The organism is Elusimicrobiota bacterium (assembly GCA_028718185.1).
In the GTDB taxonomy this organism is placed as follows: Bacteria; Elusimicrobiota; UBA8919; order UBA8919; family UBA8919; genus JAQUMH01.
Genome location: JAQUMH010000003.1, coordinates 1 through 24,990 on the forward strand (window position 1 = coordinate 1; position 24,990 = coordinate 24,990).

Sequence of the window (24,990 nt, forward strand, 5' to 3'; positions counted from 1 at the left end):
TAAGAAGAAGACTGGGAAAATAGGATTAGTCAAATAAGAGAAATGTTATAGAGTTATAGGGTTATAGCGTTTTAGGGTTTAAACACTATGAACTCTACAAACTCTAAAACTCTATAACAGAATTTAATGGAGGGGCACAATGAACAAGAACAGATTAATTTTGACAATTTATGCTGTTATGTTGTTTGGCTTGATGATAGAAGAAGTAAAAGCGGTTACGACGCCCACTCCTAAAGCTGGTATGATGTGGCAGATGACTTTTGATGATGAATTTGACGGCACTGCTATTGATACTAACAAATGGCGGGGTGGGTATTCACATTTGCAGTGGTGTGTAAATGGAACTGCTGCTGCCCAATGGACCGGACTCACAGTATCAGACGGCAGTCTTAAATTACAACCAATACTTGCACTTACACCTGACGCTACACGAGCTTATGAAAATAGAGCTATAATGCATACTGGAGGGCTGAACGCATCTGATGCAAAATTTAGCCAAAAATATGGTTATTTTGAGTGCAGAGCTCAATTCCCTAAATTAAGCGGAGGTCGTGGATTTTGGTTTTCGTTTTGGGTACTGCCTTTAGAAAAGACCGACAATACACATACTGTACCTGGAGTGCAGCAAGAAGAAATAGATATATTAGAAACTATAATGGTACCTGGTCAGACAAATCATACCGTCATTCATTTACATGATTTGATATTAGGTCAATGGGGAATGCGTTATCCAGCCCTCGGAACACCATCCATTGATGTGACTAATTCTTTTCATACATATGGTCTTTACTGGAAAAATGATGGTACTAAAAATGGAACTATACAAATTTATTTTGACGGTATTGCACAGACACAGGACGGTCAGGCACACGATGGTACTCATACTTTGGGTGGTACTTATACTTTACAGTCCCCTGCTCCCGGGCAACCAGATTATTGGGATAAGGGAATATATATCATTTTGCAGATTATTGCTTCCTCAGCTGCATGGAATTCGACCAACTCAACCAATAATCCTTTTATAGTAGATTATGTCCGAGCATACAAAGAAGTTCCTGATGGTGCTTCTCCTTCAATAGCAGTAACATCACCCAATGGCGGAGAGAATTGGCCTGCAAACAGCAATCAAACAGTAAGATGGACAAGTGCCGGCACAGTGGGTAATGTTAAAATAGATTTATCAACCGATGGTGGAAGTACATGGACAACCTTAATGCCCACTACACCAAATAGCGGCAGCCAGTCTGTAATAATACCAAATACAGCAAGCACTATAACGACATGTCGTATAAGAGTAGCAGAGACAGATGGCAGCCCCTTTGGTATATCAAATTCTAATTTCAGTATTACGGTTTCGCCAGTCACTCAGCAGGAAGCATATCCTACAGGTGTAGCGTGGCAGATAGGTACAGAGACTACAACTATACAGTCAGAGAATTATGATAAGGTTACAACCGGTATTGGTGAGGGTGAGGCATACCACGATACAACAAATGATAATAAAGGCGGTGGTGTATACAGGACAACCGAGTATGTAGATGTACAGGCATGCACCGATACAGATGGTGGGTATAACGTCGGTTGGACAATGCCCGGTGAATGGCTGGAATACAGTATAAATGTAACTCAGGGCGGCGAATATAAAATAATACTCAGGGGTGCCAACGGATTGGCAACCAACGGTGGTCCCATGCACCTTGAATTTGGCACACACAAAGAAACTCCCTATATTCAAACCGCACCAGTAAGCATACCACCGACAGGTGGGTATCAAGTATGGGCAGATGTTATACTTTCTACAGGAGTAACACTAACCGCTGGCAACCAGGTAATGAAGTTAGTTATGAATGCCAGTGCAGCAACCGGTTGCGGTAATTTAAATTACATTAAAATAATAAAAATAGGCAGCGATACAACGCCGCCAATAATAAGTGGCGTAATACCAGCAAGCATAACCGGTAGTGAAGCAGCAATAACCTGGACAACAAATGAAATTGCAACCAGTAAAGTGGAGTATGGTTTGACAACAAGTTATGGAAATGCAACACCGGTAACAGATATCGGAGGTGTAACCAGCCACAGTGTTACACTAATCAGTCTTACTGAAAATACAACATATCATTACAGAATGGTGTCCGTAGATATGAACGGTAACACAACCACGACCGCTGATTATGCTTTTACAACAACTGCAAATGATCCCAATCCGCCGGTGATAAGTAATGTAGCAGCCAGTGTAACACAAAATACTGCAATTATAACCTGGACAACTGATGAGAACTCAGATTCCCAGGTAGCATATGGACTTACAACAACATTGGGTAGTACAACTACATTAAACACTGCACCAACAAGATTACACAGTGTTCCTATTACCGGATTAGAAAAAGGTAAGACCTACTATTATAAGGTTTATAGTAAAGATGCCGTTGGTAACCTTGCTGCATCAGTACAATACAGTTTTAAAACATCTAACATAAAATATAAAATATATACCTATTACTATGATGATGGAACAATAAATGCAAGTTTGAAGTTCAAATTACAGGTATATAATATAGATGAAAACGGTATTGCAACCGATTACACAGGCACAATAACTTTTACATCAAAGAACGTCAAGAATAATGTCCTGGATACAACAGTTTCTACATTAATTTCTACAGATGCAGGCGAAAAAGAAGTTTCAGTCCCGTTTCGTAGTGATATTTATACTATAGAACTAACAGGCGACACCACGGCACCGATAGTGATAAGTTTCAATGATATGTATATTGCGAAGTTAGTTGGCTATCAGGGTGGTTCAATACGAGGTGCTAATGGGCTTAAGATATCCGTGCCGACAGGTGTGCTGTCTAATAACAAATATCTTGCGTCAATAAAGACGAATGCGGTACCTGCAGTTCAGAACTCAATGAAATATGTTAACACAGTTAATCCTATATGTTATGATTTTGGTGAGCTGACATTTACAAATAGTGCACCACTACTGCAGAACCAAACATTCACAAGGGCAGTTAACATAACAATACCCTATACAACAGCAGATATAGGGAAACTAAATGAAGATGGACTTAGGATTTACTACTGGACCGGAACAGATTGGGATTTGGTAACAGGAGTCCAGACGGTAGACAAAGTAAACAACACAGTAACTGCAACAGTAACACATTTTTCAACATACCGCATACTGGGTAGTTATATATCTGCCGATTTAAATAATATAAAAGTATATCCTAACCCATTTAATCCTACGACAGCGGTACAGGGTATGTTAAAGGTAACGAACCTGCCAACGAACAGCACAATGAATTTATATACTGTGGCTGGAAGGTTAGTCCGCGAGTTGAAAGAAGTAGATTTTGGTAACCTTGGATGGCTCGAATGGGATGGAAAGAACAATAAAGGTGATGAAGTAAGTAAAGGAATATATATTTACCAGATAGAAGATGCTGCCGGTAAGAAGAAGGCAGGGAAAATAGGATTAGTCAAATAAAAAGTTTTGGAGTTATAGGGTTATGGGGTTTTAGGGTTTAAACTCTATAACTCTATAACCCTAATACGTTACGACTAAACGACATTTTATTAAAGTGAAACTGTTTTATCGCGGAAGTGTCCTGGCGGTATGCCAAAATATTTTCTGAAAATCTTAGAAAGGTGATACACATCAGCAAATCCTACTTCTTTAGAAATAGTTTTTAATGGTAAAGCTGTAGTTAAAATCATATCTTTAGCCTTTTCGGCGCGAATAATTCTTAATTCTTTCATTGGCGATTGACCTGTAAGTTTCTTATATTTTTTAAAAAAGTGCCATTTACTCATATCAACATGACTAGCCAAATCTTCTACTGTTAAGTTTTTCTTTAAATTATCCATCATAAAACTTCTTATTTTACTGACAATAGGATGTTTTTCTTTAAATTTAGAGATTTCCGATAATTCAGTCATTATTAATTCAAAAATATTGTCTTGTAATAAACGTTTAGAAGAAGAACTTGATTGATTTGTTTCATACGCCCATTGGGCTAAATAAGTAATTCTTTTATTTATATCGTGCGTTACAACAGGAAACTTTATTTTTTTTTCTCCATACCATGCAAAAGAAATAAATTCCAGGGGATCGTTACCGGCAAGTTGTTCTTCATGATTTACTCCTGCACTATAAGACAAAATGTCGCCGGGATTTACAGTAATTATTTTTTTTGATATTTCAATATTCAATGCCCCTTTAGTAATAACCAGCAGTTCGTGAAATGGATGGTAATGTTTTCCCGCCAACTTGTTAACGGCTGGGTTAAAACGCCCGATAAAAACTAATTTATTATATCTTTTTATGTTACGACAGTAATCTAATTTCATAGCACAGTTTTAGACAAAATTATCACAGTTTTAGCCATTGACTATTTTTGCTTTGTACGTTATACTCTAACTATAAGAGACACAAATATTATATAAAAAAGGTTTAAGTATGTCAATAGCATTTATACACAAAAAAATAGATATTCAACGTAGTTACACCGATTAGTTAAATACGGAGGCAAAAAGAAAGTATTCCATATTGTTTTACCCCGCTAACTGCGGGGTCATGTGCTCATCCGGTGCAGTTGCTCCGGATTCCGCGCATAGAATCCGAAAAGGCTGCTCCCGAGAAATTGGGATGAGTTCGCAAAACCAAGGGCTAAGATAGTAACGCCAACAGGTTGCCGATAAACAAAAGGTCTTGATAATCGTGTTGTTAATAGCTGTTGTCAAGACTAAATACTATCAAGCTAGCAAGGTTACCGAAAACAAAAAAGTTGATTAGAGAATTAGTAAATTAGTTGATTAGGTTGAAAAAACTTAATTAAGTAATTATCTAGTTTTCTAGTGAGCTTTTTTTTGTTTTTTTGAGTCCCCTACCGGAGACCAATAAAACAATCCCGCAAAGCGGGGTCACCAGCTGAATTCTGAGTGCTGAATCCTGAATCCTGATTTAAAGGAGGTTTTATGAAAATCACAAACAAGGAAACAAAAAATGAAGTAAAGGGAGGAAAAATGTATAAGATGTTAAGTGCGATGATTTTGGCACTAATGGTTGTAAGTATTATTTGTACAGGTAAGTTACAAGCCGGTGTAGGCAGTTCGGCGATGGAGTTTTTGAAATTAGGAATAGGTGCCAAACAGGAAGGAATGGGTGGTGCACAGGTAGCAGTAGCCGAAGATGTCAATAGCGTATACTGGAATCCGGCAGGATTAGGTTCAGTAAGTGCGACAGAATTATCATTTATGCATTTATCATATTTTGAAGGAATAAGTTATGAATATTTAGCTATAGGTCATCCAATAAATGAAAGTTCTACAATAGGTTTACAAATAATGTACCTTAATTATGGCAGTATGGACAAAACATTAGAGAATTCAGCTGGTGGATATGATGCGGTAGGCAGTGTTGGCAGTTTTGAAGCCAAAGATATAGGCGGTGCGATAAGTTACGGCAAGCAGGTAGATGAAACAATAAATGTAGGCGGCAGTTTAAAGATGGTAAGCCAGAAGATAGATACAAATAGTGCATCAGGCTTTGGGTTAGATTTAGGAGTAGAGTACGTTCCTGTAAAAGGCGGATTACAATTAGGGTTAGCAGTCCAGAACTTAGGCGGTAAAGTGGATAGCAACAGCTTACCAGGTAATATAAAAGCAGGATTAGGTAAGAAGCTATCAGCATTTGAAGGTGAGAACAATTTAACAATGGCAGCCGATGTTAATTATGAATTAGACACAGCAACCACAAAAGAGAACATAGGGTTAGAGTTAATGGTAGCGGAGATGGTAGCAATACGTGCAGGCTACAAGATAGGCTATGATGAAGAGAGTTACACATTAGGCGGAGGTTTTAAAATGAGCGGTGCAAGCTCAACATTTAATATAGATTACGCATTTGTCCCGACAAAAGATTTAGGCGACACGCACAGAGTATCTTTAGGAATAAGGTTTGGAGGGAAAGAATAAGAGGCGTCCGAAGTCCAATGTCCAAAGTTGTAGTCGCTTGCCCTTGGCAAGCATAAGAACGATTGAAAAATTAGAAGAAAAATGATAAAATATAAGGGAATATTAAAAGATTTAAAGATTAAAAATTTCATTACACATAACACATTGAACATTACACAAATTGAAAATTGGAGGTAAATTTATGGGTAAGATTATTAGATGGTTTATGATGTTAGCGGTGGTAATGTTTATTAGTTGCATTACTGTTAGAAATCTTTCTGCATCGCCACAGCCGGGTGAGGTCTACAGGGAGTGGTGTTCAGCGTCTACCGTTACGTATGCTAATACCGGTGACTGGCGTGTAACAAGTCCGACCGCAGATAGCGTAAAGAATCCTGCCGTTTTAGCTGATTTGCCCAATGAACCTCAGGTAATAACTCTTACAGCTGCAGATTTAGTAGGTGTTCAGAGAGCTGAACTAATAATAAACAGATGGAACGGGCATCCCGGAACAGTAAACAAACAAATTAATATAAATGGTAATGCCTGGATAGCTGTACCTAATACTAATATTAATACCGCTAATTTAACAGAATGCAGTGGTAACCCGGAAAGTTATATGCTCCAGGATATTGTTGAGATTAATTTAACTGCTGCACAATTGACACCCGGCATGAATGCTATTAACTTTACATGTGGCAATAACACAGGATGCGGCGGATTCTCTTCATGGGGCCAATGGGGAACTAATGGTGCAATATTAAGATTATATTATACACCAAGTGCAGTTCCGGCGCCGTCAGGCAATATTACAGGACCCTCGACAAACGGCACAATCGCTGAAACAGCTGCAATATCAGTAAATGCAATACCTCCCAGCGGTGCAAGTATAACCAATGTTGATTATGTAGCATATTATGACGGATATGATGAAAACGGCGACAATTATTTTCTTGACTGGCATGAATGGTGGTTTAGAAAACTCGAAAATAATTATCAACGTATCACATCAACAACCTATACGGATCTGAAGTTATCAAATCATGTGGGTTCTGCAACAGCATCTCCCTGGGGAGTAACATGGAATACTAAATATATACCTGACCAGGGTAGTGTAAAATTAAAAGCAAGAATAAAAGCATCCAATGGCTACTGGTATGTAACACCTGAAATAACAAATCTTACGGTATCACATAGTGCAAACGGATACACAACAGTAATATATAAACCGGGAAGCATACCTTCATGTTGGGGACAACGCACTACAGGTACCAAGTACTGCAATATAACAATACCTGCAGCACAGCCGAGTGGTTTGCATGACTTAACTAAAACATTAGAATGTGCAATGTATTGGAAAACATGGTCAAGTGATAATGCTACTTTTACCATTAATAATAATGTTGCAACTACTGTACAAACCACATTTGATAATTACCAGTGGGTGCTTTCATTAAGACCGGTTGCTGCAACACTTTTAAGTAACTCTCAAATGGCAATTAGAGTAGTTAACACAACAGTTGAGCATGGAACTGAAGTCTTACTTCCGGGACCAGTACTTCTTGTCCGGTACAATACCAGCGGTATGTCTATGGTAGCGACACCGACATTCAGCCCTGCAAGCGGAACAGTACCGCAAACAGTTACGGTGACTTGTGCAACATCAGGGGCAGAAATAAGATATACAACAAACGGGACAGACCCGACATCAGCATCAACTTTATACACTACCGCAATCAGCATAACGAGCGCCTGCACGCTTAAAGCAAAGGCATTTAAAACAGGTATGATTGATAGCGCTACCGGTTCTGCAACATATACAGCACTCCAGGTAGCAACACCAACAATAAGCCCTACAAGCGGGACAGTGCCTGTAACAGTCACGATATCTTGTACAGAATCAGGCGCAGAAATAAGATATACGACGGACGGGTCAGACCCGACTTCAGCATCAACTTTATATACCAGTCAGTTAAACATCACCAGTGCCTGCACGCTAAAAGCAAAAGCATTCAAAACAGGAATGTCTAACAGTGCAACAGCGTCAGCAACATATACTACACAAAACACCGGCAGTCTTGTAAAGGCGACATTTTCAGAAGAAATAGTAATGGCTAACACCCCTCAATCTACAATAGCACCCTCAAATCCGGCAGCGAAAACGTTTGCGGATATAGATGGCGACGGCAAACTAGACCTTATAGTATCCGGCGATGATGCTAATTATGGCGGAATATACTGGTTTGACAACAACGGCGGTCCTGCAAGCACATGGGCAAAGAAACCAATAGCGGGTCCGGGAATATTTGGAGTAGGCACATATGCTGCAGATGTTGATGGTGACGGCGATATGGATATTGTAGCAGGTTGGTATGGTAGTACTACCGTAGAAGTAAGGTGGTACGAAAATACGGGAAATTATGCTGCTAACTGGCCAATGAGGACCGTGGGGACAGTACTAAATAATTCACACGACAAAAAGGTAGTAGATTTAGACGGCGATGGCAAAATGGAAATAATAAACCGCGGTGAGGACTTTAGAAACAAAGGCGTTACAGAAGGTAATGGAAACTATATTTATATATTTCATCAGGGAGCTAGTATTACAGCGGCATGGACTGGTATTAAAATACCCTGTTTATATGGGGAAGGGCTGCAAGTTAAAGATGTAACCGGAGATGGTATGGCGGATATAGTAATAGCGGGATGTTACTATAAAAATCCGTATCCTAATTCTGTAATGACAGTGGCAAATTGGACGCAAAAATATTATGGAACTCAGTCCGAATTTCCTACATCAACAGGATATAAAGTAGCAGTAGGTGATATAAATATGGATGGCAGACCGGATATCGTGTTGTCGGCATCAGAAAACGATTTTAATTATGATGGAGTACCTGATAATACAACATACAATTGTATGTTTGCATGGTATGAAGCACCAAGCAACCCGGTAACCGGTACATGGACAAAACATTTGATAGAACCCGGCGCACAATTTAATTTACACTCGTTACAGATAGCAGATTTCAACAAGGACGGACTTCCTGATATAGCGACGTCAAAAATGCATAATTCTATTCCCTCAGGGGTGTCTGGAGTTGGAGATGTAATGGTATATTACCAGTATCCAAAAGGCACATTTAATCCGGCTAACAAACAAGTTATTTCAACAATGGGAACACACGAGATACAGGCAGCTGATTTTGATAATGACGGTGATATAGATTTGTTCGGAGCCAATTGGAGGAACATCGGGACAATAGTAGTTGACTCCGAAGGAGCAGACATAAAGTTATGGCGTAATACGATGACAACAAAACTAGCACTTAACGATTTCACATATAAGCAAGTAGATAATAACAGGGAAAGATATTTTTGCACAACGGCTGAAAGCACAGGCGGTGGCAGCGGTACAAAATATTTTGGAACCGATGCTGCTGACTTCACAGGTGACGGCTATAAAGATATAGTTTCAGGAAAATATTTTTACAAGAACCCGGGCACAGACATGATAGGCACATGGACGAGGACGACATTCCCTGTAAATGTAGACGGTTGCCTGGCGGTTGATGTTGATGCCGATGGTGTTCCGGAAGTAATAGCGGAAGGATTATTTCAATCTGATGCAAGTCATGTCGGGGGAACAGCCGATCCCGGTGTATACTTATTAAAGAAAACAGGTAACACGGATACAACAGCAGACTGGACAGCTACAAAAATAATAGATGATACAGTTTTAGGTTCAACATTGCACGGTAACGGGCAGGGATATTTAGTAGCCGATATAGTGCGTGGCGGAAAACCTGAAATACTGTTGGAAGGAAATGCGGCAATATATTGCGTAGAAATACCTAATTCAAATTATACTACACCGGCATCATGGATAACAAAAGAGATAGCTGCTTGTAACGAGCAGGGGTTTGCGGTAGGCGATATAAATAAAGACGGGTTATTGGATGTAGTAGTCGGCGATTATACAAATCTTGCCAATGGTATATATTGGTGCAAGAATCCCGGAGCAGGAGCAGACGGGCATGTTCAACCGATTGCAAACTGGACAAGAAACGCAATAGGCAACACACAGCAGACAGGAACAGGGGTATCAACAAGATACACTACTGACAGGATAAAAGTTGCAGATATAAATAATGACGGTCGGCTTGATGTAGTAGTGAGTAATGAATATTATCAAGGCGGAGTATGGCCGTCAGATGTAAAGACGTTCTGGTTTGAGCAGACTGCTGCCGGTGGTTGGACACAACATGTAATCTGCAGCGGACAATATTCTTCAAACAGCATGGATGTGGCAGACATAGATTTAGACGGGCAGATAGAAGTGGTAACCGGCGAGATGGGTGACGGAGCTAATGCAAACAACGGAAAACACGTAAGGATTTGGGATACAACTGATAATGGCGCTACTTGGACAGCGACAACGGCAGGAACAGCAGAAAGCCATTGCGGAGCAATGTTGTATGACATGGACAACGACGGCGATTTGGATATACTCAGTAATACTTGGGGACCGAACGGGACATATGTCGGTTATGAGAGTTATAAAAATTACCATTTATGGAGAAATAATGCGATAGGTATCGGTGGAGGTACACCATCCAATCTGCCGCCTACAGCAAGCATCACAGTTCCGACCTCAGGGCAAAATTACCCGGTAGCTCCGGCAAGTGTATCAATAACAGCGACAGCAAGTGACCCGGATGATACAATAAGTAAAGTAATAATATCAGGAGATGCTACCCCGCTTACTACAATCAGCGGCGCACTGGCGTCATACACATATACATGGACCGGTGTTCCGGCAGGGAACCATTCCATATCAGTAACAGCATATGACAGTTATAGTACACCGTCATCTCCGGTAACAAGGAGTATAAGTGTTGGTTCAGTATCAACATCAGCTGAGCCGAGATTCAAAGTAAAAGAGACAATAGGGTCTGGTAGCTTCAGCAGGGAAGACAAACCTGTAGAATTATCAATTAATTTCACTTCATTGCTTGCTAATTCCAATATAGGAATTACAGGACTGGCGTTTAATGTTGATTCACTAAGAGTAAAAGAAGTAGATGGCAGTAATAACGTAATAAACCCGAATGTGCCCTTCCAGTTTGACCAGGCGACAGGTTATAATGCCGTCACAAATGCATCCGGAAACTTAACATTGATAATGGCAGGTAATACAGCAGCTAATACTGATAGATATTATGAAGTATATTTTGACACAAATCCGTTAGTATCGGCAGTAAGTGTCCCGGCACAGGTAGCAGTAACAGACGTAGCTAATTATGCGGGGCAGGATAGTTTAAAGATAGTAACAGTAAATGCAGATTATTACTATCATAAAACAGGTGGTGCTTTTGCCAGTATAATAGACAAGAATAGTAATGACTGGGTAAGTTTTCATCATACCACAGGTTCCGGTGCAGGCGGAGAATATCGCGGATTACCTAACATTGGACCCTGTGCACATCCCGGATATCCGGAAATGTCTACAACCGGACTTGGAGCAACTACAACAGTATTGGTCTCAGGTCCTATAAAAACAACGGTTAAATCAATAACAACTGATAACAATTGGGAATGGACATGGGATTTCTATCCAAAATATGCAACGATGACGCTATCTAAAAAGGATTCCACAAAGAATTATTGGTTCCTGTATGAAGGTACTCCGGGAGGCGGCGATTGTGTAAATTCAACTGACTACTTTTACAGGTCAAATGATACGACTCAGAAGAATTGTGGTTCATATACTAATTCAAGTAGTGCGACTAATTTAGCAGAAGATATACCTAATCCGGAATGGGTATATTTTGCAGATAGCACCTTAAATAGAAGTTTGTATCTTGTAAATCAGGAAGATGATAGTTATAATGATAATTACTGGTCAATGACTGCTGTAGCAACTAACTATAAAATGACAGTATGGGGATTTGGCAGGGCAGCGAGTGGTAGTGGTAATAATACACTTATGACTACAGTGCCGGCACATCTTACAATCGGACTCGCTGACAGCAGGGATAAAGCTACAACAGCAAATACAATAGAAAGTTCATGGAGACAGTTAGGTGCTATAACTCAGTCAGCGCCGGAAGTAACAGTTCCGGGACCTTCAAATCAAGCGCCTACTGCAAGCATAACCGCACCATCAAACGCAGCATCATATAATTTAGGTGATACCGTAACAATAAATGCAACAGCAACCGACAGTGACGGAACGATAAGCAAAGTGGACTTTTATGCAGGTGTTACATTGGTCGGAACAGATACAACCTTACCATACAGCTGTACATGGACACCGACAGTAGCAGGAAGTTATAATTTGACAGCAGTAGCGACAGATGACGGAAATGCAACCGGAACATCGTCTGTGATAGCAATAACAGTAAATTCGGCAGGTCCAATCCAGCAGGCATATCCTGCAGGAGTAGACTGGGCTATAGGCTCAGGGACAACAACGATACAGGTAGAAGATTACGATATGATGACGAGTGGTAAAGGTGAGGGTACGGCATACCACGATACAACAGTCGGCAACAGTAGTACGGTGTATAGAACAAGCGAGAATGTAGATGTGCAAGCGTGCACCGATACAGGTGGTGGGTATAACGTAGGGTGGACAAAACCCGGGGAATGGCTGGAATACAGTGTGAATGTAAATGAAGGCGGAGAATACAAAATAATTCTGAGAGCAGCCATGTCAGGTTCAGCAAGTCCGTTACACCTTGAATTCGGTACGCATAATTTAACGCCATATTGTATAACACCCTCGGTGACCATACCTAATACAGGTGGATGGCAGACATGGACTGATGTAACACTTTCAACCGGGGTAACACTTACCGCAGGCAACCAGATAATGAAGTTGGTCATGGATGCTAGTGCAATAACGGGTTGTGGTAATCTTAATTATATCAGTTTAATAAAAATGAGTGCAGATACGCCTAATGTAGTGGCAACACCGACAATCAGCCCGGCAGCAGGGTCATATGCAGATTCTGTTACAGTAACCTTAGGATGTGCAACCAATGCAGCAGAGATAAGATATACTACAAATGGAACAGACCCGACATCATCGTCAACATTATATAATTCACCATTTACATTAACAGCGAGTGCAACAGTCCGGGCACGTGCGTTCAAAGCTACTATGACCGATAGTTCTGTAAATAGTACGGTATATACAATAACAACCGTTTCAAACCAACAGTCATATGGAAATACTCCGGTAGGTACTCCTTGGCAGGTAGGAGCAGGGTCAACAACGGTACAAGCGGAGAATTACGATACAGTAATAACAGGTTCTGCGTCCGGTGAGACATACTTTGATACGACAGCCGGTAACACTGGCGGAGCATACAGGACAACCGAGAATGTAGATATACAGGCATGCACCGATACCGGTGGCGGGTATAGCTTAGGATATGTATACCCGACCGAATGGCTTGAATACAGCATAAATGTGAATCAGAGTGGTGACTATAAAGTAATAATACGCGCAGCTAACGGCCAGGCAAGTGCCGGCAGCCCGATACACATTGAATTCGGTCCGCACAATGCAACAACTCTTTTAACACCGGCAGTAAGTGTTCCGGCAACAGGCGGGTGGCAGACCTGGACTGATGTAGTAGTTTCAACCGATATCGCACTTGCCGCAGGTGACCAGATAATGAAGTTAGTTATGAACTCTGGCGCGGGTTCTGCCGGCAATTTCAATTACATAACTCTAGTAAGACTAAGTGCCGATACAACACCGCCAACAATAAGCGCAGTAACAACGCCAAGTATAACCGGTAGTGGAATAGTAATAACTTGGACAACTAACGAGCTCGCGACCAGTAAAGTGGAGTATGGCTTAACAACAAGTTATGGCAGTGAAACTCCGGTAACAGATACCGATGGAGTATACAACCACAGTGTTACGCTAAGCGGTCTTACTGAAAACACAGTCTATCATTACCGGATGGTGTCCGTAGATATGAATGGCAATCCAACAACAACAGGAGATTACAGTTTTACAACAATCTCTAATGATCCTAATCCGCCGGTAATAAGCAATGTAACAGCCGGCGTAACACAAAATAGTGCAGTAATAACATGGACAACTGATGAGAACTCAGACTCACAGATAGCATATGGCCTCACAACAGATTTAGTGAACACAACTACATTAGATGCAACACCAACCAGGCTACACAGTGTTTTGCTTAGTGCATTAGATAAAGGCAAGACCTATTATTACAAGGTCTATAGCCGTGACTCGTCTAATAATCTTGCGATATCAGCACAATACAGTTTCAAGACATATAACTTAAAACACAGAATATATACCTATTATTATGATGACGGGACAACTGCAACCAAGACAGGAGCATCTGCGACTGCAACTTTGAAGTTCAAGGTGCAGGTATATAATGTAGATGAAAATAGTATAGCAACTGATTATACAGGAACACTAACTCTTACAACGAAGAACAGCAATAGTAGTGTCCTGGATGCTGCAAATTCAACGTTAACTTTGGCAGATTCAGGTGAGAAGGAAGTCTCAATTCCGTTCCGCAGTGATATAAATACGGTAGAGTTAACGGGTGATACCACAGCTCCGGTAGTGATAAATTTCAATGATATGTATATCGCTAAGTTAGTAGGCTACCAGGGTGGTTCAATACGAGGCGCTAACGGGCTAAAGATAATAATACCTACAGGCGTTTTGTCTGCGAACAAGTATCTTGCCTCAATAAAGACAAGTGCCGCACCTGCTGTCCAGAACACAATCAAATATGTTAATACCAAAAATCCTATATGTTATGATTTTGGTGAGTTAACATTTAACAATAATGCGCCGGTATTGCAAAATCAGGTGTTTACAAGAGCAGTAAACATAACAATACCATATGCAGCAGCAGATATAGGGACACTAAATGAGGACGGACTTAGAATCTATTACTGGACCGGGACAGATTGGGATTTGGTTTCAGGAGTCCAGACAGTAGACAAAGTAAACAATACAATCACAGCGACAGTCAAACACTTCTCAACATACCGTATATTGGGTAGTTATGTATCTGTTGACATGAGTAATGTTAAAGTTTATCCTAACCCATTCAATCCTGACACAGCGGTACTGGGCAAATTGAAGATAATCAATTTACCGATGAACAGCAACATGAAGTTGTATACTGTAGCTGGACGGTTAGTCCGCGAGTTGAAAGAGGTTGACTTTGGCAATCTTGGCTGGCTCGAGTGGGATGGTAAGAATGACGATGGTGACAAAGTAGCCAGAGGAGTATATATTTATCAGTTAGAAGACGCTGCCGGTAACAAGAAAACCGGTAAAATTGGGCTAGTAAAATAGTGGATTAATGGATTAGAGAATTAGGGATTAGGTAGTTCAATGTCCAAATTCATAGTTGCAAAGCTCGCTTTACTGAATTAAAATATTGTGGGATTCTTGTCCGCCAAAGTATTAGCAAAAGAACTATAGAAGGTGCAGAAATAAATTCTGCACCTTCTATTTTAAAGTAGATTATAACTATCGCACCATTGCGCTATCGCACCACCGCACCGTCTCATTATCGCACCGTCTCACAGTCGCACTGTTTCATTGGGGGGTAAATGTCCATTCAAAAGTTGGTAAAAGTTGTATGCAATTTTGTCGTATGCATGTTTGTTGGCAGTTTTTTGTCAGGTGTAGCTGATACAACACCACCTGCAAAGATAGCGTATTTTGTAACTGCGTTTCCGACATCAAAGACCATAACACTCGTATGGCGGTCTGTCGGTGATGATGGTAATTCAGGCACAGCAACAAAATATGATATCAGGTACTCACTTTCACCTATAGCAACAGAATCAGCATGGAATTCTGCCACTAAGGTTAAATGTGATATTACCCCAAGTCCTGCAGGTTCTGCAGAATCGTTTATGATATCTGGTCTTTCACCTTTAAAAAAATACTACTTTGCAATCAAGTCCGGAGACGAAGTCCCGAACTGGTCACCATTATCTAAATCTCCGAGTGGGACAACACCTGCTATCACAGATACAATACCGCCCGGCAAGATAATTGACCTTACAACAAGCGATCCGTCAGCTAACTCAATTACGCTTACCTGGACCGCCCCAGGTGATAACGGCAAAAAGACCATAGATGATATGTGGATACAACCTAAAGTAAAATATTCCGCTACCGGTTTGGCTTCGAGATATATACCATATGATATAAGATATTCTTTGAAACCGATAACTGACGCTAACTGGGACTCTGCAACTAAAGTCCAGAGGACGCCAATAGCACAGGAACTGTCCAAACAGGAGAAATTTGCTGTTGCCGGTCTTTTGCCTTCTACAAAATATTATTTTGCAATAAAAACAGCAGATGATGTTCCAAACTGGTCAGGTGTTTCAAATTGTCCCAGTGAAACCACAAGAGCCACCGGTATAAATACCCCGTATAAAGGAGTCCCGTCACAAATACCGGGTAAGATAGAAATAGAAGATTTTGATAATGGCGGACAAAGTGTAGCATATTATGATACAACACCAGGTAACTCGGGAAAGCAAAATCAATGTCGCACAAATGAAAGAGTAGATATCGGTATTTGCAATGATACAGCCGGAGGTTATTATATAGGCTGGGTAGATGCGGGTGAATGGTTAAAATATACAGTAAATGTTAAGACAGCAGGAACATATACAATAGAAATCCGGGTAGCTTGTCTTGGTTCAGGAGGAACTTTTCATATAGAGTTCGACGATATAGACAAGACAGGACCAATGCTAGTCCCTGACACAGCCGGATGGGCAAGTTGGCAGACAATAACAAAGACAGGAGTAATTTTAACTGCAGGAAAACACGTAATGAAGTTGGCAATGGACAGTATCGGTTCTAATTCCACCGGTAATTTTAATTATATAAATATTATACCGGAAGCTCAACAAAAACCAAATATTACAGCAAATGCTATGACAACAAATTCTACTAATCAGCCAAATGATAAGTTACTTTTTCACGAAGGAGTATTATTCCCGGATCCTAATCTGGCACCTATAAAAACACCATATTTAATTTCGTGGCGCGCTGGTCCCGGTGAACAGCCCCATGAAACAGAAAATACTTTTGGCTATACACCGTCTATTAGACCAAGGCACGATGAAATGGTAGCAAAAGGTAAACTCCCGATACCATGGTCAGGTGCAGCACATGATGACCCTTCAAAAAGTGCGAATCCAAATTATCTTGACACTGAAGAAAAGATGTACGATAGATACTTGAAGATTGCGGAGGAAGGATATTTTGGTATAGAAATTGACGAATACTCTTCTTATGATACTGATAATCGGGTACAAGAGTCACTCAGTGCGCTAAGACGTGTTAAGAAACAATATCCAAGTATGATAATGGCCGCCGGTATTGCCGGTGCTGCGATTGATAAACCGATATCGGACGGGGCTGACGTGATAAATTTATATGAACCGGAAATATACATTTATCCGGGAACCAGGTACTACAAAACATTTATCAAGAGATGTACTGACAGTGTGAAATATTACGGGCTTGAAGCAAAAACCATAGGTATCTTTTCTGGTGGAGATGCTTACAAAGGCAACCCGGCGGATGTTGATTTATGGATAAAATATTTGAGAGCTGAATCGCCTAAGATGGCTAGTATTGGAATAGGAATATATAAACTCTATAATTCAAGTACTGAAGAAAGAGCAGTATTTGACAAAGTAATGGATGATGATTTTTTTAAATTGTCGCCGACTGTTTCTATAACTGCACCTGCAAACAACACAAAATTAAGCGGGACAGTTAAAATAACTGTAATCGCTAAGAAAAATTTCGAGACAGATAATCCTGTTGTGTCTTATCGCTATTTCATTGATAACAAACTAATAAAAATATCATCAAGCCCTGAATATCAATGGAATACTGCCGGTTATCCAAAAGGCAAACATATAATAACGGTTCATGCAGTAGCAGATGATTATCTCGCCGGTGTAAGTCAGGTAAATGTGACAACAAAGTAGTCAATAGTCAGACGACAGAAACAAGATGCAAGATGCAAGATAACATCTTACTTCTGACTTCTGACTTCTGACCTCTGACTTCTTGCTTCTTGATTATTAGCCGTTCACAAAACTGAAGGTTAAGAATAGGGGTTGTTGTTGAAGTCAAGATCAGATTAGGTGAAGCAATCTCATAGTTTTTAAATAGAGATTGCCACGGGCTTGTCGCAAGGAGATTTATTTAAGGAGTTTGTCATGGAATGTTTATGGAAGCAGAATTGGCAGGAAACGAAAAAGCATTTTACGGATTGGTGGAACCGCAAAGGACTTATACTAGGGATGTGGGATGCATTTGATGCTGCAAAACCGCATGAAATCGTATCAGACCCCGGTAAAACTGAATCAATAGAAGAATCTTATGTCAATCACGAGTTCAAGTCTAAAAAAAACCATTATTCTATATCAAAAAAATGTTTTGACGGGGATATTCTTCCAATTGCAAATGTTGATTTAGGTCCGGGTTCCCTTGCTCTTTTTCTTGGTTCGGAACCAGGTTTTTCTGAAAGAACTATATGGTTTAATCCCATTATGAAAGATGACGAGAATCCGGAAAACAGACCTGCGTTAAAGTTTAATCCCGAAAATAAGTGGTGGAAAATAACCGAAGCATTGCTAAGGGAATCTGTAAAACTTTCAAATCATAAATACATTGTAGGTTGTCATGACCTTATTGAGAATATCGATATTCTTGCTTCTTTACGCGGTACTGAAACACTGCTTATGGATATGGTTGAACGACCGGACTGGGTAAAACGGAAATTGGATGAGATTAATCAGGTCTGGTTTGAAGCATACAGTCGTATATATGACATTATAAAACTCGAAGACGATAGTAGTGCTTTTAGAGCATTTTATATTTGGGGACCTGGTAAAACAGCAAAAGTGCAGTGTGATGCCTCAGCCATGTTTTCACCAGCCATGTTTGAGCAGTTTGTTGTCCCTGCTTTAAGCAGGCAGTGTGAGTGGTTAGATTATTCCATGTTCCACCTTGATGGTCACCAATGTCTTGCGCATCTTGATAGTTTGCTTTCTATAAAAGGACTTGATGCGATTGAATGGACACCAGACCCCACCATACCTTCAGGGGGCAATAAAGAATGGTATAGTCTTTATAGAAAAATACTTGATGCTGGTAAATCGGTACAGGCGGTTGGTATTAGACATAAAGAAATAATTCCTTTGCTTGATGCAGTAGGCGGGAAAGGGATGTATATTCATACTAGTTTTGATAATGAAAAAGAATTAGAAACACTTATTAAAAAAGTTGAACCATACAGGTAAGAGACGTAGTAAGGAAGAGTTATTGGGTTATAGCGTTATAGGGTTGTAGGGTTTAAACTCTATGAACTCTATAACTCTACAAACTCTAAAACTCTACCATCCCACAATCCCACAATCCCGCTATCCCACGACCCCACCATTTCACTATCCTATATTTTATAGTTAAATTGTTTTTTTACGGAACTGGCCTGGTGGTGTGCCAAAATGGTTTTTGAATATCCTTGAAAACTGATACTCGTCAATAAATCCAACTTCTTTGGAAATAACTTTTAATGGTAAATCTGTTGTAAAAATCATATTTTTAGCAGTTTCAACACGAAGTATTCTTAAATCATCCATTGGCGTTAGTCCTGTAAGTTTCTTATATTTTCTTAAAAAATGATTTTTACTCATACCGGCATAACTAGCCAAATCTTCTAATGTCAAATGTTTTTTCAAATTGTCCGTTATAAAACTTCTTATATCACTAATAATAGGATGTTCTTCTTTAGATTTAGAAATTTCTATTAATTCAGCTAATATTACTTCAAAAATTTTCTTTTGTAGTAGACTTCTGTGAAGGGAAAATGGTTGACTTTTTTGATGCACCCACTGGGCTAAAAACCGGATTTTTTGGTTTATGTCATGAGTTAAAACAGGTATCTCCAACTTTCCCTTTTCTTTCCATATAAAATAAATAAATTCAGGTGGATTACTACTATCAGGATGTTCGTTGTGATTTACTCCTTCATGATAAAACAAAATATCACCGGTATTTGCACAAATATTTTTCTTCAATATTTTAACATACATTGAACCATTAAGAATAACTACCATTTCATGATATGGATGGTAATGGTTATCTCCTCCCCAGTTAGGGTCTGGATCAGCATGTCCTATATAAAGTAATTTATTAGTTTTATTTATTTTTAAACCAAACTTTTTACTATAATGTTCTATTTTCATAGTGCGATTTTTGACAAAAAAATAGCGATTTTAGCCATTGACGGTTTTTACTTTATACATTATACTTTAGTTAGAAGGAACAAGAAAGAACATAAATACTATACAGATAAAATTTAAATTTGTCAATATCAATTTTTTAGATGAATTTAAAATTCATTATACATAACACAGTAAGACAGGAGTAAAATATGATTAAAACTTTTAAGCAGGTATTATTAGTTGCAGGGCTAACATTAACATTTAGCACAGTAGTAACTTCAGAACCGATAAAGCTTCATCCTGACAACAATCGTTACTTCATTTATAAAGGCAAGCCCACAGTCCTTATTACCTCTAATGAACATTACGGTGCAGTATTGAATAAAGATTTTGACTATATCGCATATTTGGATGAGCTCAAGAACAAGGGGCTTAATTATACTCTTATATTTACCGGAACTTATATTGAGCCGGCTGAGAATATAGCTACGGACACATTTAGGTGGTGGAATATTGATAATAATACTCTTGGTCCAACTAACAACAACTTTCTCTGTCCTTGGGCAAGAAGTACTACTCAAAAAGGATTTGCTGGGGATCCGAACAGTTACAAGTTTGACCTATCCAAGTGGGATGATGCAGGCACACCGGCTAATTCATATTTTCCCCGTCTAAGAGATTTTATTAAGCAAGCTGATGATAGAGGTATAGCGGTAGTAATTGTCTTTTTCCTTCCTTTTAATGAGGCAAGTTTTGGTAAAATGTGGGAACGCTCTCCTATGAATGGTGGTAGTGGAATTAAAAATGGTCTCCCTGGTGTAGGTAATGATATTGACGGTATAAGTAATAATGTTAACAATGCAGGAAACATTGCGTATTTAACTTCCACTGGCGACGATAGTATTTGGGATATTCGCGATAATGGTTTGCATAATGACGGTTTGACGGTCTATATGTCTTCTATGGTTACTAAAATAGTTCAGGAATTGAATGAATTTGACAATGTCATTTATCAGTCGATTGGAGAGTCTTGGTTTGGTGGTGGTACTAGGGGAATTGAATTTGATAATTACATCATCTCTAAATTTGTCACGACAGAGGCAGCACTTCCGAAAAAACACCTTATTTGTCAAGCCAGAGATATAGGTTGGGCACCAAATTTTAACATCAATCCGAATGCGTCTCTTTTTTTCTACTCTGGTCCTCCACTTAATACTATAGTAAAAAATTACTTCCATAATATCCCTATAGGGGTTGATGAGATTACATATCTGGGCATAGCCGATGTTTCATATCGTTGTTTTGGATGGAAATGGATAATGGCTGGCGGTGCAGTATATGCCGTGCTTGACTTAACATTTACTCCGGGTCCGGGAGGTGGTTCAGGTTTAAAGGTTCTACCTTACTATACCTCCCGCTACGATTACTTCACCAACAAATCGCTCTCGTTCACCATAGGAGGCGGAGGTCCGGCATTACGTACTCAAATGGGGGTTTTGAAGAGTTTTATGGATAGTTTTGATTTTGTAAACATGCACCCTGATAATTCAATTATAACAGGAGCTCTTCCATCTGGAACAACTGCGTGGGCGTTGGTTCAGGATGGCAAACAATATGCTATTTATATACAAGGGAACATACCATCTCTTAATGTTAATCTACAAGGAGTCACAGGCACCTATAAAGTAGAATGGATTAATACTAAAACAGGGAACATAGATAAAACAGAGACATTTTCACACACCGGAGGTACAAAAGTACTGACTCCACCGAGTTATACTGAGGATATAGCATTACGGATACTGAGTAATGTTACACCAAATACTGCCCCAACAGTAAATTTGCAAAAACCTACAAATGGACAATCCTTCACTACTGGTTCAAATATATTAATAGAAGCAACAGCATCTGATGATGGTGCTGTTACAAAAGTAGATTTTTATAATGGCTCTAATTTTTTAGGAACAGATAATAGTTCACCATATAATTATACATGGAATAGTGTTTCAAAAGGTAATTATACCATAAGTGTGGTAGCAACCGACAATGGTAGTCCAGCATTAACAGGGACTGCACAGGTTAGTATTGTAGTCACAGATTCTGGTAATGCATCGCCTACAGCAAGTATAACCGCACCATCAAATGGAGCAACATATAAGATAGGTGATTTAGTAACGATAAGTGGAACTGCGTATGACAGTGATGGAACAATAACCAATGTAAAAATTTATGCAGGTAGTTCCTTGATTGGGATAATTAACGTTTCACCATATACCATAACATGGTCAACGACAGCAGCGGCTAATTACAGTCTAACAGCAGTAGCAACGGATGACAAGGGAGCAACTGGAACATCACCAGCAGTAACAATAACCGTAACACCTGAGGGGAAAATAAATTTAGCATTAGGAAAGACAGCGACAGCATCATCAGTAGAAACAGGATGGGGCAATGATAATGCAAGTTACGCAGTAGACGGAGATATGGGAACTCGATGGGCATCACAATATCCGTATAGTGATACAGAATGGATATATGTAGATTTAGGAGCAACCTATAACATAACAGAAGTAATATTAAAATGGGAAGCAGCATATGGAGCAAATTACCAGATACAAGTATCAGACAATCATACAGACTGGACAACAATAGCTACAAAGACAGGAGGAACGGGAGGAACAGATGATATTATACCATCAATAAGTGGCAGTGGAAGATATGTCCGTATGAATGGTATAGCAAGAGGACCTTACGGATATTCGTTATATGAGTTTGAGATATATGGTACTTTGGTAGGAGGGAATAGACCGCCAACAACAAGCATAACCGCACCAACAAACGGAGCTACATATAACACAGGTACTTTAGTAACTATAAGTGGAACTGCAAATGACACTGATGGAACGATAAGCAATGTAAAGTTTTATGCCGGTACTACATTACTCGGAACAGACACCAGTTCACCATATTCCATAACATGGACACCGACAGTAGCATCAAGTTACAATTTAACAGCAGTAGCAACAGACAATGGTAATGCAACAGGAACATCATCTGTTGTAACTATAACAGTCACAAATCCTGCTAATGCATCACCTACAGCAAGTATAACTGCACCAACAAACGGAACAACGTATAACACGGGTGATTTAGTAACAATAAGTGGTAGTGCGAATGACAGTGATGGAACGATAGCCAATGTAAAGTTTTATGCAGGCAGTACTTTGATTGGTACAGACAACGTTTCTCCATATACCATAACATGGACACCGACAGTAGCAGCTAGTTACAATTTAACAACAGTAGCAACAGACAATGGTAATGCAACAGGAACATCATCAGTTGTAACTATAACGGTAAGTGCCGATACAACATCACCCGTAATAAGTGGAGTAACACCAACTACCATAACCGGTAATGAAGCAGTGATAATCTGGACAACAAATGAGCCATCAGATTCACAGGTAGCATATGGACTAACAACTGCAATGGGGAGCACAACCACATTAAATGCGGCACTTTTAACCAACCACAACGTTACCCTTAGCAATTTGAAAAAAGGGAAGACCTATTATTACAGAATTTACAGCCGTGACTCATCTGGTAACCTCGCAACATCGTCACAGTATAGTTTTAAGACATCTAACAACATAAGGCAAAGCATATATACCTATTACTACGATGATGGAACAACCACAGTAGCGACCAAGGTAGGTGCATCACCATCTATGAGCTTGAAGTTCAAGTTACAGGTATATAATTTAGATTTAGGTGAGAACATCATAGCAACGGATTACACTGGCACCATAACACTTAAAACAAAGAACAGCAATGGCGAAGAATTGGATACAGTTGATACGACGTTAATTGAGACAGATGCAGGAGAGAAAGAGGTCAGTGTCCCGTTCAATAGTAATATAAATACAGTAGAGCTTACAGGTGACGTAACAGCGCCGATATTGATAAAGTTCAGTGATATGTATATAGCAAAGTTAGTGGGCTACCAGGGTGGTTCAATACGGGGAGCTAACGGATTAAAGATAATAATACCTACAGGTGTCCTGTCCGCGAACAAATATCTTGCCTCAATACGAACGAGTGCAGTGCCGTCAGCAAATAATACAATGAAATATGTTAACACAGTAAATCCCATATGTTATGATTTTGGCGAGTTAACATTTAATAATAATACTCCAATGCTGCTAAACCAGAATTTTACAAGAGCAGTTAACATAACAATACCTTATGCATCAGCGGATATAGGTACGTTAAAGGAAGATGGACTTAGAATCTACTATTGGACTGGTTCAGATTGGGAGATAGTAACAGGAGTGCAGACAGTAGATAAAACAAACAAAACAGTAACAGCGAAAGTAAACCATTTTTCAACATACCGGATATTAGGTAGTTATTTATCTGTTGATTTAAGTAATGTCCGGGTGTATCCGAATCCATATAATTTTACTACAGCAGTTCAAGGTAAATTAAAGGTGATAAATCTTCCAATAAATAGTATAATGAAACTGTATAGCGTAGATGGTGAATTAGTTAGAGAGCTCAAAGAGCTCGATTATGGTAACCTTGGTCGGATAGAGTGGGATGGCAAAGATGGTAATGGTGACAAAGTAGGCAGAGGAGTGTATATCTACCAGGTAGAAGACGCTGCCGGAAAAAAGAAGACAGGGAAGATAGGATTAGTCAAATAGTCCTTGGTCAAAAGTTCAATGTCAG

Annotated in this window: 8 protein-coding genes; 6 read left to right on the plus strand and 2 right to left on the minus strand. The window is 39.6% G+C overall.

Annotated elements, in window-relative coordinates; genetic code table 11:
• Positions 1-139: 139 nt before the first annotated feature.
• A complete protein-coding gene (locus tag PHE88_05985; GenBank protein MDD5687360.1) occupies positions 140-3,496 on the plus strand; it encodes a carbohydrate-binding protein in 3,357 nt (1,118 codons plus the stop codon).
• Positions 3,497-3,585: 89 nt separating this feature from the next.
• Here the strand turns inward: PHE88_05985 and PHE88_05990 are convergent, their stop codons facing one another.
• Entirely contained in the window at positions 3,586-4,359 is a 774-nt protein-coding gene (locus PHE88_05990; protein ID MDD5687361.1) for an AraC family transcriptional regulator, read from the minus strand.
• Between the two features lie 627 nt (positions 4,360-4,986).
• Between PHE88_05990 and PHE88_05995 the strand changes: the two genes are divergently transcribed.
• The 4 genes from PHE88_05995 to PHE88_06010 all read left to right on the plus strand — a co-directional run bounded on the left by PHE88_05995 (position 4,987) and on the right by PHE88_06010 (position 19,335).
• Positions 4,987-5,985: a PorV/PorQ family protein gene (locus PHE88_05995; protein MDD5687362.1), complete on the plus strand. Its 999-nt coding sequence runs from the start codon at positions 4,987-4,989 to the stop codon at positions 5,983-5,985.
• A gap of 181 nt (positions 5,986-6,166) precedes the next feature.
• Positions 6,167-15,337, plus strand: coding sequence for a chitobiase/beta-hexosaminidase C-terminal domain-containing protein (locus PHE88_06000; GenBank protein ID MDD5687363.1), 9,171 nt, complete (start codon positions 6,167-6,169; stop codon positions 15,335-15,337).
• A gap of 260 nt (positions 15,338-15,597) precedes the next feature.
• Positions 15,598-18,015, plus strand: a complete 2,418-nt coding sequence (locus PHE88_06005) for a carbohydrate-binding protein (GenBank protein MDD5687364.1) — start codon at positions 15,598-15,600, stop codon at positions 18,013-18,015.
• A 234-nt stretch (positions 18,016-18,249) separates the two neighbouring features.
• The gene (locus PHE88_06010) at positions 18,250-19,335 is read left to right on the plus strand and encodes a hypothetical protein (GenBank protein MDD5687365.1); all 1,086 of its coding nucleotides are present in this window, start codon (positions 18,250-18,252) and stop codon (positions 19,333-19,335) included.
• A 162-nt stretch (positions 19,336-19,497) separates the two neighbouring features.
• On the opposite strand, the gene PHE88_06015 is transcribed toward PHE88_06010, so the two are convergent.
• A complete protein-coding gene (locus PHE88_06015) occupies positions 19,498-20,280 on the minus strand; it encodes an AraC family transcriptional regulator (GenBank protein MDD5687366.1) in 783 nt (260 codons plus the stop codon).
• A gap of 188 nt (positions 20,281-20,468) precedes the next feature.
• Between PHE88_06015 and PHE88_06020 the strand changes: the two genes are divergently transcribed.
• Positions 20,469-24,965, plus strand: coding sequence for an Ig-like domain-containing protein (locus tag PHE88_06020; GenBank protein MDD5687367.1), 4,497 nt, complete (start codon positions 20,469-20,471; stop codon positions 24,963-24,965).
• Positions 24,966-24,990: the final 25 nt, after the last annotated feature.

Coding starts and splice junctions, on each gene's coding strand:
- PHE88_05985 (MDD5687360.1), top strand. CDS start 140: ATGAACAAGAACAGATTAATTTTGACAATTTATGCTGTTATGTTGTTT.
- PHE88_05990 (MDD5687361.1), bottom strand. CDS start 4,359: ATGAAATTAGATTACTGTCGTAACATAAAAAGATATAATAAATTAGTT.
- PHE88_05995 (MDD5687362.1), top strand. CDS start 4,987: ATGAAAATCACAAACAAGGAAACAAAAAATGAAGTAAAGGGAGGAAAA.
- PHE88_06000 (MDD5687363.1), top strand. CDS start 6,167: ATGGGTAAGATTATTAGATGGTTTATGATGTTAGCGGTGGTAATGTTT.
- PHE88_06005 (MDD5687364.1), top strand. CDS start 15,598: ATGTCCATTCAAAAGTTGGTAAAAGTTGTATGCAATTTTGTCGTATGC.
- PHE88_06010 (MDD5687365.1), top strand. CDS start 18,250: ATGGAATGTTTATGGAAGCAGAATTGGCAGGAAACGAAAAAGCATTTT.
- PHE88_06015 (MDD5687366.1), bottom strand. CDS start 20,280: ATGAAAATAGAACATTATAGTAAAAAGTTTGGTTTAAAAATAAATAAA.
- PHE88_06020 (MDD5687367.1), top strand. CDS start 20,469: ATGATTAAAACTTTTAAGCAGGTATTATTAGTTGCAGGGCTAACATTA.